The organism is Streptomyces sp. NPDC002588 (genome assembly GCF_040295925.1).
Taxonomy (GTDB): Bacteria; Actinomycetota; Actinomycetes; order Streptomycetales; family Streptomycetaceae; genus Streptomyces.
In genome coordinates, this window is the sequence record NZ_JBEOWF010000006.1 from 199,822 (window position 1) to 215,546 (window position 15,725).

A 15,725-nucleotide genomic window follows, 5' to 3' on the forward strand; every position below is an offset into this window, starting at 1 on the left:
GTTGTCCCTTGCCCGGCTGTATAACGTCATGCAGAGTTCTTGGTAGATGAATAGCTTGTCAACGGTTCGGTGTTAATCCGACGTAACTGATGACCGGTGGGCAAGATCGAGTGTCCGGATTGAGGGGAGTACGAGGTCATATGTCGTCTCGGATCGCGGACGAACCGAAGGACGTGGGGATCGTGCACAGTGGCCTCGTCGTCCTTGACGGAGTCGCCCTCGGGGTCCCGGACGTCGTGCGCCTCGCCGACGGCACCGCACGACCGGTGCCCGGCACCGACGCGACGCGCCGGATGACCGAGGTCTGGGACGCCGCCCGGCAGATCGCCGCGACCGGACGCGTCTACGGCCGCTCCACCGGCGTCGGCGCCAACCGGAACGAGGACGTGCCCACCGAGGCGGCCGCCGAACACGGACTGCGGCTGCTGCGCAGCCACGCCGGCGCGATCGGGGAGGAACTGCCCGCCCGGGAGGTCCGCGCGATGCTCGCAGTCCGCGCGAACCAGCTCCTCGCCGGCGGCGCCGGCCTGCGCCCCACCGTCGTCACCGCGCTCTGCGAGGCCCTGGAGAGCGGGGCCCACCCGGTCGTCAACGAATTCGGCTCGGTGGGCACGGGCGACCTGGCGGCACTCGCCCAGGTGGGGCTGGCGCTGGTGGGGGAGCATCCCTGGCGCGGCGACGGCGCTCCCGAGCCGCAGCCCCTCGACAACAACGACGCCCTCGCCCTGATCAGCAGCAACGCCCTCACCCTCGGTCAGTCCGCGCTCGCCCTGCACGAACTGCGCGGCCTGATCGAGGCGACCCAGGTCGTCGCCGCCCTGTCCCTGCTGGCCGTGGACGGCTCGCACGAGGCGTACGCCGCCCCCGTGCACGCCGCCCGCCCCCACCGCGGCTCCACCGAGGTCGCCCGCCGGATGCGGGAGCTGATCGGTGCCGAGGACCGGCCCACCCCTCCCCTCGGCCGGATCCAGGACCCGTACGGCTTCCGCTGCCTGCCCCAGATCCACGGCCCCGCGCACGACGCCGCCGACGCCCTCGAGGCGGTGCTCGACGTCGAGATCAACGCGGCCGCCGAGAACCCCCTCATCTCCCCCGACGACTTCGCGGCCTACCACCACGGCGGCTTCTACCAGGCCCAGCTCGCCCTCGCCCTGGACCACTTCCGGCTGGCCCTCACCCAGGTGGCCCGCCTGTCCACCTCCCGCCTGTCCACCCTCAACGAACCCGCCTACACCCGGCTGCGCCCCTTCCTCGCCGACGACCAGCCCGCCTCCTCCGGGGTGATGATCCTGGAGTACGCCGCCGCGGCCGCGCTCGGTGACCTGCGCGCCTTCTCCGCTCCCGCGTCGCTCGGCCACGCTGTACTCTCCCGGGGCGTCGAGGAACAGGCCAGTTTCGCCTCTCTCGCCGCCCGGCAGACACTGCGCGCGTGCGCCGCGTACCGTCTCGTCGTCGGCTGCGAACTCGTCGCCGCCGTACGGGCGCTGCGCCAGCGCGAGCTGCGGCCCGAGCCGGGGCTTCCGGCCGGGCGGGCGCTGGAACTCGCCGAGGCGGTGCTCGGCGCGGAACAGGCCGACCGGCCGCTCACGGACGACGTGCGCGCGGCGGCCCGGCTGCTGGACCGGTTCACGGACATCTGGAGGGGGAGCGGGGCATGAGCGCGGAGACCGACATGGGCGGCACGGGTGTGGGCGAGGCGGGTGTGGCGGACACGCCCGCGGGGCGGTTGCAGGCGCTCTTCGAGGGACACCGGCTGACGCCGACCCAGCGGCGCATCGCCCACAGCATGGTGCGGCGCGCCGCCGACGTGCCCTTCCTCTCCAGCGTGGAACTCGCCGAACTCGCCGGGGTCAGCCAGCCGTCCGTGACCCGCTTCGCCGTCGCCCTCGGCTTCGACGGCTACCCCGCCCTGCGCAAGCACCTGCGCGAGGTCACCCCCGGCGATCAGCCGGCGGGCTCGCTGTCGTACAACGAGTACCAGCAGGCAGTCGAGGCCGAGATCGAGAACCTCAGGCACCTCGCCGAACTGCTCGCCGACCCGCGCCCGGTGCAGCGGGCCGGCCGGCTGCTGGCCGCGTCCCGCCCGCTGCCCGTGCTCGGACTGCGCGCCGCCGCCTCCCAGGCGTACGGCTTCGCGTACTTCGCCGCCAAGGTCCACCCGGACGTACGGCTGCTCAACGAGGGCGGCACGATGATCCACGACCGCATCGACGCCGCGGTACGCGCCGGTGCCTCCGCCCTGCTGTGCTTCGCGCTGCCCCGGCATCCGCGCGAGGTCCTGGACACCCTCGCCTACGCGAAGGGGGCCGGGCTGACCGTCGTCACCGTCGCCGACTCCGCGTTCGCGCCGGTCGCCAAGGGCTCCGACCTGCTGCTGCCGGCCGCCGTCGGCACCGGGCTCGCCTTCGACACGGCGTGCGCGCCCATGCTGCTGGGCCGCGTCCTGCTGGAGGCGATGTGCGACGACCTGCCCGACGCGCAGGCCCGCCTGGAGGAGTTCGACGCCCGCGCGGCCGCCCGGGGGCTGTTCGTCGAGTAGCGCCGTCACCGGTCCGGGCCGCTCTCAGACTCGTCTCACGTTCGCTCGCTAGCGTGCCTGGCCGGACGGGACCTGTCGGTGAGGAGGCGGAACAGTGTCGCGTGGAGGTCAGGGGCTGGCTCGGGTGGCCGTCGTGGTACGGGCCGGAGCCGCCCCGTTGTGGTGGGCCGGGGTGTTCGCGGCCGGGGTCGGCGTGCTGCCGCCCGGGTTCACGGGCCGCCGGATCGGGGTCATGGCCGGAGCCGCGCTGTTCATCGTGGCCATGGCCGTGGTGGCGCTGCGCGGGCGCCGGCGCTACACCGAACTCGCCCGGGGCGCCGCCCGGGCCGGCAGACACGATGTGCTCCAGGACCGGGCCGTCACGGTCCGCGCCTGGCGGCGGGGCCACCGCTGGTGGCTGCTCCTCGCCTTCGCGGCCGCGCTGGGCAGCTCGTTCGCGCTGCCCGCCGCCGGCGGCATGCTGCTCGCCGGCATCGGCACCGGCCTGCGGCTGAAGGCCGGCTGGCTCGGCCGGCGCGAACGGGACGGGGACGCACTGCTCTGGGTGCGCGTCGACTGGCTCGGCCGGTACGGCGGCCGCCCGGCCGGCAAGACCGTCAAGGCGTATCGCGGCACCGGCATCGCGGCGGGCGACGCGGCCCCCGGAGGGGCCCGCCGCCGCGCCGAGACCTACGTCTAGTCAGACCTCCAGGTCCTCCTCGATCTTCCGCAACTGGTGGCGGGCCATCGCCAGGTTGGCGCGCTTGGCGTCGAGCACCAGGTAGAGGAAGAGGCCGTTGCCGCCGCGGCCGCTGATCAGGCGGATCAGGTGGTACTGGTCGGACAGCGTGATCAGGATGTCCTCGATCTGCGCCTTCAGCCCGAGGTGCTCCATGGTGCGCATCTTGGAGCGCACCACGTCGGTGTTCCCTGCGGCGGCGACGTTCAGGTCGAAGCCCTTGCTGCCGCCCAGGGTGCCCAGCGCCATCCCGCTGGTGTAGTCGACGAGCGCGGCGGCTGTCGCGCCCTCGATGGAGGCGAGCGCCTCTTTCAGTGCGGTTTCGGTATTGGCCATGACTGTGCTCCTCGGTTCCTTCTCAACTTTCCGTGGTGGTGCGCGCGTTGGCGGTTGCACCGCCGCGCGCCGATCTGGTCCGTGGGGGTGGCGCCGGCGCGGGGTCCGGCTCCGTCCCCGGTGGGGGGAGGGCGGGCCGCAGGGGCGTCCGCACGGGAGGCTTCGGCGCGGGCCTCGCGGGCAGCGCCCTCGGTTCCCGCGCCCTGGCCGCCCGCGCCTTCGCCTCGTACGCGTCGACGACGTCCCCGATCCGGGCACCGGCCCGGCGGCCCTCCAGATGCAGCCGCCCGACGTTGACCCGGTCCTGCGCGAGCACCGTCAGTACGGCGCTGTCGCCCGCCGCGTACGTGGCGACGTACCCGTACATCCCGCGCACGAGCAGTTCGCGGAAGTCGCCCTGCCCGGTCGCGTCCGCCATCCGCACCGCGACACCGAGGGCGGCGGCGGTGAGCGCGGCCACCCCCTCGGGCTCCACGCCGGGCGTGTCATGGGCGAGGACGAGCCCGTCCACGCCGGCCGCGAGCGCCCCCGTCAGGTGGGGCACCCGGGCCCGCAGCCGGCGGAGCTCGGCGGTTATCTCGGGGCCGGCGGCCATCAACTCGCTCCTCCCGTCGCGCGGTCGCTGCCGCTCAAAGGGCCTCCAGCGCATCCCTGAGCCTCTTCAGCAAGGTGATGTCGGGGTCGTTGACTCGGGGCAGGGAGATGCCCGGTGGGGGGTGGTCGGTGGGCGGGACGGGCGGGGCCGCGCCCGGCGCCGCCGCGGTGGCGGGGTACGGCGAGGACGCCGGGGCCGGTGGCGGGGGAGGGGGGAAGAGCGCCGTCAGCAGTCCGGCGGCGGCCAGCCTGCGGACGTCCACCAGGGTGTGGAACGCCTGCCGGCCCAGCTCCCGCGCGATGTCCGCGGCCGTGCGCACCCCGTCCACGAGAGCCAGTACGGCGCTCTGCCGCGCGGTAGGCGCGGGCGCGGCGACCGCTTCGGCCCGCAGCAGCGGCGCCCCGTCCGCCAGCGGGTCCGGCCAGAGCCGGTCCAGCATCTCGCGGCGGCGCAGCGTCTCCTTCTCCAGCGCGCCCACCGGAACCGCCCGCGGCCCGGCGAGCGGGGACCCCGCGCCGTACAGGAAACGGCCCGGTGTGCTGCTGGGGGCGAGCGCGAAGTACGCCGCGTCGTACAACGCCCCCAGGTGGCACAGCTCCAGCGCGCCGCGCGGGATGCGGTCGGCGTCGAGCAGCAGCCGCAGCGCACTGTGCTTCGCGTCGGCCCGCTCCAGCGCCGCCCGCCAGGAACCGGCGTCGAGTGTGCCGTGGGTCAGGAGGAGCACGTCGAGCCCCGGGGCGAACGGGCTCTCGGCGTGCACCACACGGCCCTCGGCGAGGTACAGCGAGCCGCGCTCGCGCTCCAGGACCCCGGTGGCCCGCTCGGCCGCCAGCCGGTTCAGCATCGGCGACAGCAGGTGGCTCGAGCGGTCCCTCGCCGTCGATCTCTCCCGCACCGGCAGCCGGGGCGGCGGGGTCGTGCCCTGCGGTGGCGTCCCCACGAGCGTCATCCCAGCACCAGCCGTCCGGCCATCTCGCCCAGCCGGATCCTGGCCAGCGCGAGATTGCCGTCCGACCGGCCCAGCCACACATGCAGGAACACACTGCTGTCGAAGGACGTCGGCACGAACCGCAGCAGGTGGTAACTGTCCCGGTTGCTGATGATCAGATCCTCCACGGGAGGGTCGGCCGCCCCCGCTCCGTCGCTCTCGTGACCGGCACCCGCGCCGTCGGGCGTGAACGCGCGCTGCTCCGCCGTCAGCCGCGCGACCTCCGCGGCCTCGGCCGCCGCCGCCTCGTGGTCGCCGCCCGGGAACTCGCCGACCGAGCCCAGCGCCAGTCCGCTGGTCCAGTCGACCAGCGCGGCTCCCCGGGCCCCGGGCAGCCGCATGGCCTCCAGTAGGCACTCGTCGATTCCGGGCACCGTTCGGCTCCCCTCCCGCCTGCGGTTCGGATGAGTTCGGATGAGTGATGAAGAAGCTACGCAACGTCAGTGCCGCGGGTGAGGGATCTGGCATTTTCCAGCGGAACATGCGGCGGGGTGACTAGGGTGGGTCGGCTGGCCCCGTTTAAAGCCGCCACGCCCCATGCGTCCCTTCAACACCGCGCCCACCGCATACGTCAACGGCGCGACCGCCCGCGAGGGGTGGTGAAGCCGGTCGCGCGCGCCCCGCTCCCCACTCCCTCGGGCCCTTTCCCGCCCCCTCCCCGTCCCCGTTCTCGCCTCTTCCGCGCCCTCCCGCCGCCTTCCTCGGTGGACCTTCTCCACCCGCCCGGTCGCCGCGATGTATTGACTAGTTCTATTCAGCGGGTCAGGATGTGAATAGCGACAGCAACAGTACGCCGGGATGAACCATCCGCAAGGAGGCAGACCATGTCAGGACCCCGCCCCGTACGAGCGCCCCGCGGTACGGAACTGAGCGCCCTGGGATGGCAGCAGGAGGCCGCGCTGCGGATGCTGCAGAACAACCTCGACCCCGAGGTCGCCGAACACCCCGACAAGCTCGTCGTCTACGGCGGCACCGGCAAGGCGGCCCGCGACTGGCGCTCCTTCGACGCGATGGTCCGCACGCTCAGGACCCTGAAGCAGGACGAGACGATGCTTGTCCAGTCCGGCCGGCCGGTCGGCGTCATGCAGACCCACGAGTGGGCCCCGCGCGTCCTCATCGCCAACTCCAACCTCGTCGGCGACTGGGCCAACTGGGAGGAGTTCCGCCGGCTGGAACAGCTCGGGCTGACCATGTACGGCCAGATGACCGCCGGCTCCTGGATCTACATCGGCACCCAGGGCATCCTGCAGGGCACCTACGAGACCTTCGCCGCCGTCGCCGCGAAGAAGTTCGGCGGCACCCTCGCCGGGACCATCACCCTCACGGCCGGCCTCGGCGGCATGGGCGGCGCCCAGCCGCTCGCCGTCACCATGAACGACGGCGTCGCGATCTGCGTCGACTGCGACCCCCGCGCGATCGAGCGCCGCATCGAGCACCGCTACCTCGACGTGAAGGCCGACTCGCTGGAGCACGCCCTCCAACTGGCCGTCGAGGCCCGCGACCAGCGCAGGCCGCTGTCCATCGGCGTCCTCGGCAACGCGGCCGAACTGGTTCCGCAGCTCCTCGCCATGAGCGCCCCCATCGACATCGTCACCGACCAGACCTCCGCCCACGACCCGCTGTCCTACCTGCCGACCGGCATCGCCTTCGAGGACATGGCCGACGCCGCCGCGAAGGACCCGGCCGGCTTCACCACCCGCGCCCGCGAGTCCATGGCCCGGCACGTCGAGGCGATGGTCGGCTTCCTGGACGCCGGCGCCGAGGTCTTCGACTACGGCAACTCCATCCGCGGCGAGGCCCGACTCGCCGGATACGAGCGGGCGTTCGCCTTCCCCGGGTTCGTGCCCGCGTACATCCGGCCGTTGTTCTGCGAGGGCAAGGGCCCCTTCCGCTGGGCCGCCCTGTCCGGAGACCCGGCCGACATCGCCAAGACCGACAAGGCGATCCTCGACCTCTTCCCGGAGAACGAGTCCCTGGCCCGCTGGATCAAGCTGGCGGGGGAGCGGGTCCACTTCCAGGGCCTCCCGGCCCGCATCTGCTGGCTCGGCTACGGCGAGCGCGACAAGGCCGGCGAGCGCTTCAACGACATGGTGGCCTCCGGTGAGCTGGCGGCACCGCTGGCCATCGGCCGCGACCACCTCGACTGCGGCTCCGTCGCCTCGCCCTACCGCGAGACCGAGGCCATGCTCGACGGCTCCGACGCGATCGCCGACTGGCCGCTGCTGAACGCGATGGTGAACGTGGCCTCGGGCGCGTCCTGGGTCTCCCTCCACCACGGCGGCGGTGTGGGCATGGGACGGTCGATCCACGCGGGCCAGGTCTCCGTGGCCGACGGAACGAAGCTCGCTGGCGAGAAGATCCGGCGCGTGCTGACCAACGACCCCGGGATGGGCGTCATCCGGCACGTGGACGCGGGGTACGACATCGCGGAGTCGGTCGCCGACGAGCGCGGTGTGCGGGTGCCCATGCGGGAGGGTGATCCGGCGTGACGGAGAACGGCGACTCCTCGGTGGGGGCCGGGCTCCCGTCGCCGGGTGCCGGTCCGGCTGTGCCCATCCGTTCCGCCCCGCGGAACGACTGCGCACAGCCTGTGCGGGCCGGCTCACGGGACGTGCCCTCCTTCCAGGAGATGTGGCGCGAGCTGGCGCCCATCGGCCGGCACCCCGACTCCCATGGCTACCGGCGGTACGCCTGGACGGCCGCCGACGCCGAGTGCCGGGCCTGGTTCAAGGAGCGGGCCGAGGCGCGCGGGCTGGCCTACGAGGTCGACCGGAACGGGAACCAGTGGGCCTGGCTCGGGGACCCCGCCGCCGGGGACGCCGTCGTCACCGGGTCGCATCTCGACTCCGTGCCGGACGGCGGCGCCTTCGACGGGCCCCTCGGCGTCGTGTCGTCCTTCGCCGCGCTCGACGAACTCCGCGCGCGCGGAGCCACGCTCACCAAACCGCTCGCCGTCGTGAACTTCGGTGACGAGGAGGGGGCCCGGTTCGGGCTGGCCTGTGTCGGCTCGCGCCTCACCAGCGGGCAGCTCACCGTCGAGCAGGCGCACAGGCTGACCGACGGCGACGGAGTCACACTGCCGCGCGCCATGGAGGCCGCAGGCCACGACCCCGACGCCATCGGGGCGGATCCCGAACGACTGGCCCGCATCGGCGCCTTCGTCGAACTGCATGTCGAACAGGGACGGGCGCTGGATCTCTCCGGCGATCCGGTCGGTGTCGCCAGCGCCATCTGGCCGCACGGCCGCTGGCGGTTCGACTTCCGGGGCGAGGCCAACCACGCGGGCACGACCAGGCTCGTCGACCGCCGCGACCCGATGCTGTCGTACGCCGAGACGGTCCTCGCCGCCCGCCGCGAGGCCGAACTCGCCGGTGCCGTCGCCACCTTCGGCAAGATCTCCGTCGAGCCGAACGGCGTCAACGCCATCCCCTCCCTGGTGCGGGGCTGGCTCGACTCCCGCGCCGAGGACCAGGCCACCCTCGACACGGTGGTCGGCGGCATCGAGCGGGCCGCCCGCGCGTACGCCGAGGCACACGGTGTGAACCTGGACGTCGTCCGCGAGTCCTTCACCCCGGTCGTCGAGTTCGACCACGCCCTGCGCGACGAACTCGCCCGCATTCTCGGCAAGGACACCGGCCTCAGGGTCCCCGTCCTGGGCACCGGTGCCGGACACGACGCCGGGATCCTCTCCGGGCGGGTCCCGACCGCCATGCTGTTCGTGCGCAACCCCACGGGCGTCTCGCACTCCCCGGCGGAATCAGCGGCCGAGGACGACTGCGTGGCCGGCGTGCACGCCCTCGCCGACGTACTGGAAGGACTGGCCTGCTCGTGACCTCCCCGCAGCGGACACGGACCTACTGGCTGGAGCACGCCTGGCTCGACCCCCTCGTCGAGCCGGGCGTCGCCCTCGAGGTGACGGACGGCCGCATCACCGCCGTCCGGACCGGCACCGAAACCCCGCCGGCCGGCGCCGAGATCCTGCGCGGCCTCACCCTCCCGGGCCTGGCCAACGCCCACTCCCACGCCTTCCACCGCGCCCTGCGCGGCACCGTCCAGGTCGGCTCAGGCACCTTCTGGACCTGGCGCGAGACCATGTACTCCTTCGCGGACCGGCTGACCCCCGAGACGTACCATGCGCTCGCCCGCGCGGTGTACGCCGAGATGGCGCTCGCCGGCATCACGGCGGTGGGCGAGTTCCACTATGTGCACCACGCCCCCGACGGCACCCCCTACGCCGACCCCAACGCGATGGGCGAGGCCCTGATCGAGGCCGCCGCCGAAGCCGGCATCCGCATCACCCTCCTCGACACCGCCTATCTCTCCTCCGGCTTCGGCCAGCCCCCCAACGCCCACCAGCTCCGCTTCTCCGACGGCAGCGCGGACGCCTGGGCCGAACGCTGTTCACTTCTCAAGGAACGGGATCACGCGCGGATCGGGGCCGCCGTCCACTCGGTGCGGGCCGTGCCCGCCGACCAGCTGGCGACCGTGGCGCGGTGGGCCGAGGAGCGCGGGGCGCCGCTACACGTCCACCTCTCCGAGCAGACCGCCGAGAACGAGGCGTGCCTCGAGGTCCACGGCTGCACCCCGACGCAGCTCCTCGCCCTGCACGGCGTCCTCGGACCGCGCACCACCGGCGTCCACAACACCCACCTCACCGCCGAGGACATCTCCCTCATCGGCGGCAGCGGCACCGGCACCTGCATGTGCCCGACGACGGAGCGGGACCTCGCGGACGGTGTCGGGCCGGCCGTCGCCCTCCAGAACGAGGGCTCCCCGCTCTCCCTCGGCTCCGACAGCCACGCCGTCATCGACCTGCTCGAAGAGGCCCGCGCGATGGAGCTCGACGAGCGCCTGCGCTCCCGCACCCGCGGTCACTGGACGGCGGCCGCCCTGCTGCGCGCCGCCTCCGCCGACGGTCACGCGGCCCTCGGCCGCCCGGACGCGGGCATCCTGGAGACCGGCGCCGCCGCCGACTTCACGACCATCGCCCTCGACACCGTCAGGACAGCGGGCCCGCTGCCCCGGCTCGGCGCCGAGACCGCCGTATTCGCGGCGACCGCGGCGGACGTCCGGCACACGGTCGTCGCGGGACGGCACGTCGTACGCGACGGCGTCCACACGCTCGTACCCGATGTGCCACGGGCCCTCGCGCGGGCCGTCGAAGCCCTGCGCGGCTGACCAACGCCCCCCGCACCGCCACCCACGAGGACACGATGAGCAGCAGCACCGTCATCACCGGCATCGCCACACTGGTAACCAACGACCCCTCCCTCGGTGACCGCTCCCCTCTCGGTCTCATCCCGGACGCGGCCGTCGTCATCGAAGGCGACCGCGTCGTGTGGACCGGTGACTCAAGCAAAGCACCCGCCACTGACAATCGGGTCGACGCGGGCGGCCGCGCGGTCCTCCCCGGCTTCGTCGACTCCCACTCCCACCTGGTCTTCGCGGGCGACCGGACGCAGGAGTTCAACGCCCGCATGTCGGGCCGCTCCTACACCGCCGGCGGCATCCGCACGACGGTCGCGGCGACCCGCGCGGCCACGGACGCCGAACTGGAGGCCAACCTCACCCGCTACCTCTCCGAGGCCCTCCTCCAGGGCACGACCACCTTCGAGACGAAGTCGGGCTACGGCCTGACGGTCGCCGACGAGGCCCGCGCCCTGCGCCTCGCCGCGGCCCACACCGACGAGGTCACCTACCTCGGCGCCCACATCGTCTCCCCCGACTACGCCGACGACCCGGCCGCGTACGTGGCCCTGGTCACCGGCGAGATGCTCGACGCCTGCGCCCCGCACGCCCGCTGGATCGACGTGTTCTGCGAGAAGGGCGCCTTCGACGGCGACCAGGCCCGGGCGATCCTGACGGCGGGAAAGGCGAAGGGCCTGCACCCGCGCATCCACGCCAACCAGCTCTCCCACGGCCCCGGCGTCCAGCTGGCCGTCGAACTCGACGCGGCGAGCGCCGACCACTGCACCCACCTCACGGACGCGGACGTGGACGCCCTCGCCAACGGCGCCACGGTCGCCACGCTCCTGCCCGGCGCCGAGTTCTCCACCCGTGCCCAGTGGCCGGACGCCCGCCGGCTGCTCGACGCGGGCGTCACGGTCGCCCTCTCCACCGACTGCAACCCGGGCTCGTCGTTCACCTCCTCCGTCCCCTTCTGCGTCGCCCTCGCCGTACGGGACATGGGCATGACCCCGGACGAGGCGGTCTGGTCGGCGACGGCGGGCGGAGCGGCGGCCCTGCGCCGCACGGACATCGGCCGCCTCACCCCCGGCGCCTACGCCGACCTGACCCTCCTGGACGCCCCCAGCCACGTCCACCTCGCCTACCGCCCCGGCGTACCGCTCGTGTCGGGTGTGTGGCGACGGGGCGTACGGGTGGTCTGAGGACCGGGGCCGGAACGGGCGGGCGTGCGGCGAGAAGGCCGATCAGCCTCCTCCACCCGTTCACGGACCCGCGGTTTCTCAGGCCGTCCCCGCCCGCCAACGCTGGTCCCCGGCCTCGTCCAGTGGCTCCAGTGACACGCCGCCGCCCGCGTCCGCCGTCATCGCCGTCTCGATCGCGATCGCCGGGCGGACCGTCCCGTCGGCGTCCACCGTGAACGTGAGGTTGTCGCCGTGGTCGCCCTCCGCCGAATCGCAGTTCCACACCCCCACGCCCTTGTCCACGGACCCCCGGCTGTCCAGGCAGAAGTCGGGGTCGGCCTGCGACTGCACCACGCCGCGCCCGGCGTCCACCCGCCACCGCTGGCTCGGCGAGGACGAGCACGGCACCGTCACCACGTCCGTGCCGTTGTCGAAGTCGCCCGCCACCTCCAGACAGCGGCCCGTGGCGACGTTCACGACCTGCGCGTACGTCCCGCCGGGCGGGCGCGTGGGGGAGGGGGCCGGGGCGGGGGTGCGCGGGGGTGCGCTCGTGCGGGGCGGGGAGGAACTCCGCGAGGAAGAAGGGGAGGCGGAGGGGGACGTACCGGTCGGTGAGGGGACGGGCGCCGACACCGTTGCCGTGACCGTGACCTGCGGCACGCTCGACGGACCCGCCGCCGCTCCCGTCGGGTCTCCGGGGCCGTCCGACGGCAGCAGCACCAGCAGCAGCGGCACGAGCGCCACCCCCGCCACCGCCGACGCCAGGACGAAACGGCGCCGCGACGGCCTGCGGACGGGGCTCGGCACGTTCCTGGACGGCTCGCGCTCGTCCAGGACGTACGCCGTTCCGCCCCACGGCAGCAGGCCGTCCGCCAGGGCCGTACGGGGCGTGTCCCGCAGCGCGCACTGTTCCTCGTACGCCGTCGCGCAGTGCGGGCAGTGCGCCCGGTGGGCCTCCAGGTCGGGGCTGCGCCGCGCGCCCTGGGGCCGCACCGACTCCTCGATCAGCCGCCGGAAGTCCCCGCAGCGGGGGTCGTCGGAGGCGGCCAGGCGCAGCCGCAGACAGGTCTGGGCGAGGGCGTGCAGGGCGGGGGCGGTGCCGTATGCGACGTCCTCGGGGGTGAGGCCGAGCAGGACGGCCGTCCGCGCGGCGTCCTCCCGCTCCACGACGCCGTACCAGATCAGGCCCTGCGATCTCGAGGGCAGGGTGCGGAAGGCGGCGAGGAGGGGCGGCGCCGGGGTGGTGCCCGGTGCCGTCGTGCCCAGGACGAGGAGCAGGTTCGCGTCCAGTCCGCCGGCCCGGCCGTCCGCGGCCCAGTCCGCCGCGACCCGCCCCGCCAGCAGCAGGAGCTGGTGCCGCCAGGGGCCGCTCGGGCCGCCGGGGTCGGTGCCGCGGGCCGTTTCCCGGGCCGCCAGGGTGAACGCCTCCGCGGCGAGCCGGCGCGCGGCCGGTTCGCCCGTGGTGCACAGGCGCGCGTACGCCAGGACGGCTGCCTGGTGCCGGGCGCGCAGTGTGCGCAGCGCCGGGTAGGCGGTGGCGGGCGCGCCCCGCAGCAGGCCCGTCAGCCGCGCGTCGGAATCACCGGTGTCGTCGACCTCTCCGAGGTCACCGACGCCGTCAGGACCACCGGGATCACCGGGGTACGCGCCCTCTCTGTCGGCACGGGACACGGTCCGCCTCCTCGCCGTCACTGACGTACTGGTCAGTCTGGGGTGGACGTGACCCTAGTGGCGTCAGAGGCTCCGTGGGGAGGTTTCCGGGGGTAAGGCAACGCTCCCCGGGGGCTCGACAGCCACCGGGGAGCGGGAGAAGCGGTGTCTTACGACGTCGGCGTCCCGCACCTCTGCCTACTCCTCCAGCGTCAGTCCCTTGCGCAGCCGCACCAGCGTCCGCGACAGCAGCCGGGACACGTGCATCTGGGAGATGCCCAGCTCCTCGCCGATCTCCGACTGGGTCAGGCCGGCGACGAAGCGGAGGGAGAGGATCCGGCGGTCGCGGGAGGACAGTTCCGCGATGAGGGGCTTGAGCGACTCGACGTACTCGATGCCTTCGATCCCGTGGTCCTCGTAGCCGATGCGGTCGGCGAGGGCGCCCTCCGCGTCGTCGTCCTCGGGCTGGGCGTCCAGGGAGGACGCCGTGTAGGCGTTGGAGGCCGCCATGCCCTCCACGACCTCCTCGTTGGTGAGGCCGAGGCGCTCCGCCAGCTCCGGGACGGTGGGGGAGCGGTCCAGCTTCTGGGCGAGTTCGTCGCCCGCCTTGGCCAGGTCGAGGCGCAGCTCCTGGAGCCGGCGCGGGACCCGGACGGACCACGAGGTGTCACGGAAGAACCGCTTGATCTCGCCGACGATGGTAGGCATCGCGAAGGTGGGGAACTCGACGCCCCGGGACAGCTCGAAGCGGTCGATCGCCTTGATCAGACCGATCGTGCCGACCTGGATGATGTCCTCCATCGGCTCGCTGCGCGAGCGGAAGCGGGAAGCGGCGAACTTGACCAGGGCGAGGTTCAGCTCGACGAGGGTGTTGCGGACGTACGAGTACTCGTGGGTGCCTTCCTCCAGCGACTCCAGCCGCTCGAAGAGGGTCTTGGACAGTGCTCGTGCGTCGACCGCGCCGATCGTCGCGATGTCCTCGTAGGAGAGGTTCGAGAGTTCCGGGAGCTCGGCGAGCTCCGGGGTCTCCGCGATGGGATTCAGCTGTTCCTGCTCCGGTGGGGGTGTCGACGTCGCTGTGTGGGTATGCGATGCGTCGAGCCGGGGTGACATGATGTCCTCCATCGTTCTCGGCATATGGCTGCCGAAGCCAGTGAGCGCACTACGGTGTGCGGCGCCTCCAAAGCCGGCCGTGTCGGTTGCGTGTTCCTACTAGCCCTACCCGCTTTACCGAGCCCCTCGCAAGTGCGTTCTGTTCGGTTATGTCCGTTTGCGTGGGATTGTTCGGGTGTTGGAGTACGTGACGAAGGCGTAGTGTTCGAGGGCGTCAGCCAGCCGTTCGGCGGGCTGTCGGTAAGCAGTGAGCGACCCCGGGAGTAGAGACGCATGGACCGCGGGACGGTCGGCAGCGCACAGTCGGGCCGGCTTCTGGTCGAGGTGCGGGAAGAAGGCTCCAGTGCCGTCGTGACGCCGGCGGGTGAGTTGGATCACCACACCGCCGATCTGTTGCGTGAACCACTCGAAGAGTGTCTCTCCAGGGGGCTCAGCCGGCTCGTCGTGGACTGCTCGCGGCTGGAGTTCTGCGACTCGACGGGGCTCAACGTCCTCCTGGGCGCCCGCCTGAAGGCGGAGGCGGCCGGGGGCGGGGTGCATCTGGCGGGGATGCTGCCCGTGGTGGCGCGGGTCTTCGAGATCACCGGCGCCGAGGCGGTCTTCACCGTGCACGACTCCTTGGACGCGGCACTCGCCGACGAGGGCGGCCACGCGGCCGAGGGCGGTTGACGATCTCCTTCTCCGTTCACCTTCCCCGTTCCTTCGTGAACGGGGGTGTTCCGCCGGTTCCGTCGGGCAGGAGACATCCTGAACCCGAACATGTCGGCGGCAATGTCGACGGAAACGCCGTCCGGCCACGTAATGGATCGTGTACGGAGCTCGGTACCGCACTCTGTGCTGAAGCAGCTGTGCTGAATGACGCAGGAACTGTGAACTTGAATTGTGAACCGGTGAATCGGTGAGGTGAAGCGCTGATGAGCACCACCCGGCCCTATTCGCCGGGCGACCGCGGTCCGGAGCAGGAGCCGGAGGCGGAGGCCGGCGGCGCTTCCGGGGTGTCGGCGGGTCGCCAGGTCCGCAGACTGAGCTTCGACGGCGCGAGCGGGGTCGTACCGCTCGCCCGCGACTTCGCCCGTCAGGCGCTGTACGCGTGGGGCTGGCTGCCGGCGGCCACGGCCGACCGGCGGGCGGCCGCCGAGGACGTGCTGCTCGTCGTGTCCGAGCTGGTCACCAACGCCTGTCTGCATGCCGAGGGCCCCGAGGCGATGGTGCTGGGCTGCGACAACAAGGTCATCCGCGTCGAGGTCTCCGACCGCGGCACCGGCCAGCCGGCCCCCCGTACGCCCCACCGCGCGGGCCGTCCCGGCGGTCACGGCATGTTCATCGTCCAACGCCTCTGCCTGGACTGGGGAGTCGTCCGCACCCCCGGTCTGGCCGGAAAGACGGTCTGGGCCGAACTGGGCGCCCCCGCCTGACAC

General features: G+C 73.1%; 15 protein-coding genes. 9 read left to right on the forward strand and 6 right to left on the reverse strand.

Annotation, left to right across the window (positions count from 1 at the left end; all coding sequences use genetic code 11):
• The first annotated feature begins 140 nt into the window (after window positions 1-140).
• The 3 genes from ABT057_RS09210 to ABT057_RS09220 all read left to right on the forward strand — a co-directional run bounded on the left by ABT057_RS09210 (window position 141) and on the right by ABT057_RS09220 (window position 3,218).
• The gene (locus ABT057_RS09210) at window positions 141-1,658 is read left to right on the forward strand and encodes an aromatic amino acid ammonia-lyase (RefSeq protein ID WP_352341833.1); all 1,518 of its coding nucleotides are present in this window, start codon (window positions 141-143) and stop codon (window positions 1,656-1,658) included.
• Window positions 1,655-2,539, forward strand: a complete 885-nt coding sequence (locus ABT057_RS09215) for a MurR/RpiR family transcriptional regulator (RefSeq protein WP_502973833.1) — start codon at window positions 1,655-1,657, stop codon at window positions 2,537-2,539. Before ABT057_RS09210 ends, ABT057_RS09215 begins: the two co-directional genes overlap by 4 nt.
• Window positions 2,540-2,633: 94 nt before the next feature.
• A complete protein-coding gene (locus tag ABT057_RS09220) occupies window positions 2,634-3,218 on the forward strand; it encodes a hypothetical protein (RefSeq protein ID WP_352341834.1) in 585 nt (194 codons plus the stop codon).
• On the opposite strand, the gene ABT057_RS09225 is transcribed toward ABT057_RS09220, so the two are convergent.
• Genes ABT057_RS09225 through ABT057_RS09240 form a run of 4 tightly spaced genes read right to left on the reverse strand, consistent with a single transcriptional unit; the run spans window position 3,219 to window position 5,550 of the window.
• Entirely contained in the window at window positions 3,219-3,593 is a 375-nt protein-coding gene (locus tag ABT057_RS09225; RefSeq protein WP_352341835.1) for a roadblock/LC7 domain-containing protein, read from the reverse strand.
• Between the two features lie 22 nt (window positions 3,594-3,615).
• A complete protein-coding gene (locus ABT057_RS09230) occupies window positions 3,616-4,188 on the reverse strand; it encodes a roadblock/LC7 domain-containing protein (RefSeq protein WP_352341836.1) in 573 nt (190 codons plus the stop codon).
• Between the two features lie 34 nt (window positions 4,189-4,222).
• Window positions 4,223-5,137: a transcriptional regulator gene (locus tag ABT057_RS09235; RefSeq protein WP_352341837.1), complete on the reverse strand. Its 915-nt coding sequence runs from the start codon at window positions 5,135-5,137 to the stop codon at window positions 4,223-4,225.
• The gene (locus tag ABT057_RS09240; protein WP_352341838.1) at window positions 5,134-5,550 is read right to left on the reverse strand and encodes a hypothetical protein; all 417 of its coding nucleotides are present in this window, start codon (window positions 5,548-5,550) and stop codon (window positions 5,134-5,136) included. The genes ABT057_RS09235 and ABT057_RS09240 overlap by 4 nt, the downstream gene beginning before the upstream one ends.
• A gap of 450 nt (window positions 5,551-6,000) precedes the next feature.
• On the opposite strand from ABT057_RS09240, the gene hutU reads away from it, so the two are divergent.
• The 4 genes from hutU to hutI all read left to right on the forward strand — a co-directional run bounded on the left by hutU (window position 6,001) and on the right by hutI (window position 11,565).
• Window positions 6,001-7,665 carry a urocanate hydratase gene (gene hutU / locus ABT057_RS09245; RefSeq protein ID WP_352341839.1) on the forward strand — a complete coding sequence of 555 codons (1,665 nt, stop codon included), beginning with the start codon at window positions 6,001-6,003 and terminating at the stop codon, window positions 7,663-7,665.
• A 140-nt stretch (window positions 7,666-7,805) separates the two neighbouring features.
• Window positions 7,806-9,008 (forward strand): allantoate amidohydrolase, encoded by a 1,203-nt coding sequence (locus tag ABT057_RS09250; RefSeq protein ID WP_352341898.1) that lies wholly within the window; start codon window positions 7,806-7,808, stop codon window positions 9,006-9,008.
• Entirely contained in the window at window positions 9,005-10,354 is a 1,350-nt protein-coding gene (locus tag ABT057_RS09255) for a formimidoylglutamate deiminase (RefSeq protein ID WP_352341840.1), read from the forward strand. Before ABT057_RS09250 ends, ABT057_RS09255 begins: the two co-directional genes overlap by 4 nt.
• A 35-nt stretch (window positions 10,355-10,389) precedes the next feature.
• Window positions 10,390-11,565, forward strand: a complete 1,176-nt coding sequence (hutI, locus tag ABT057_RS09260) for an imidazolonepropionase (protein ID WP_352341841.1) — start codon at window positions 10,390-10,392, stop codon at window positions 11,563-11,565.
• 78 nt (window positions 11,566-11,643) lie between these two features.
• On the opposite strand, the gene ABT057_RS09265 is transcribed toward hutI, so the two are convergent.
• Window positions 11,644-13,215: a ricin-type beta-trefoil lectin domain protein gene (locus ABT057_RS09265; protein ID WP_502973835.1), complete on the reverse strand. Its 1,572-nt coding sequence runs from the start codon at window positions 13,213-13,215 to the stop codon at window positions 11,644-11,646.
• 177 nt (window positions 13,216-13,392) lie between these two features.
• Window positions 13,393-14,319 (reverse strand): RNA polymerase sigma factor SigF, encoded by a 927-nt coding sequence (locus ABT057_RS09270; RefSeq protein ID WP_352341842.1) that lies wholly within the window; start codon window positions 14,317-14,319, stop codon window positions 13,393-13,395.
• A gap of 261 nt (window positions 14,320-14,580) precedes the next feature.
• Here ABT057_RS09270 and ABT057_RS09275 point away from each other — a divergent pair, with 261 nt between their 5' ends.
• Window positions 14,581-14,976 (forward strand): STAS domain-containing protein, encoded by a 396-nt coding sequence (locus ABT057_RS09275; RefSeq protein ID WP_352341843.1) that lies wholly within the window; start codon window positions 14,581-14,583, stop codon window positions 14,974-14,976.
• Window positions 14,977-15,221: 245 nt separating this feature from the next.
• Window positions 15,222-15,722, forward strand: coding sequence for an ATP-binding protein (locus ABT057_RS09280; RefSeq protein WP_352341844.1), 501 nt, complete (start codon window positions 15,222-15,224; stop codon window positions 15,720-15,722).
• Window positions 15,723-15,725 lie beyond the last annotated feature (3 nt).

Excerpts from the sequence above, each read along its gene's own strand:
- ABT057_RS09280 (WP_352341844.1), top strand. The coding sequence starts at position 15,222 with ATGAGCACCACCCGGCCCTATTCGCCGGGCGACCGCGGTCCGGAGCAG.
- ABT057_RS09210 (WP_352341833.1), top strand. The coding sequence starts at position 141 with ATGTCGTCTCGGATCGCGGACGAACCGAAGGACGTGGGGATCGTGCAC.
- hutU (WP_352341839.1), top strand. The coding sequence starts at position 6,001 with ATGTCAGGACCCCGCCCCGTACGAGCGCCCCGCGGTACGGAACTGAGC.
- hutI (WP_352341841.1), top strand. The coding sequence starts at position 10,390 with ATGAGCAGCAGCACCGTCATCACCGGCATCGCCACACTGGTAACCAAC.
- ABT057_RS09235 (WP_352341837.1), bottom strand. The coding sequence starts at position 5,137 with ATGACGCTCGTGGGGACGCCACCGCAGGGCACGACCCCGCCGCCCCGG.
- ABT057_RS09275 (WP_352341843.1), top strand. The coding sequence starts at position 14,581 with ATGGACCGCGGGACGGTCGGCAGCGCACAGTCGGGCCGGCTTCTGGTC.
- ABT057_RS09250 (WP_352341898.1), top strand. The coding sequence starts at position 7,806 with ATGTGGCGCGAGCTGGCGCCCATCGGCCGGCACCCCGACTCCCATGGC.
- ABT057_RS09215 (WP_502973833.1), top strand. The coding sequence starts at position 1,655 with ATGAGCGCGGAGACCGACATGGGCGGCACGGGTGTGGGCGAGGCGGGT.
- ABT057_RS09230 (WP_352341836.1), bottom strand. The coding sequence starts at position 4,188 with ATGGCCGCCGGCCCCGAGATAACCGCCGAGCTCCGCCGGCTGCGGGCC.
- ABT057_RS09225 (WP_352341835.1), bottom strand. The coding sequence starts at position 3,593 with ATGGCCAATACCGAAACCGCACTGAAAGAGGCGCTCGCCTCCATCGAG.
- ABT057_RS09270 (WP_352341842.1), bottom strand. The coding sequence starts at position 14,319 with ATGGAGGACATCATGTCACCCCGGCTCGACGCATCGCATACCCACACA.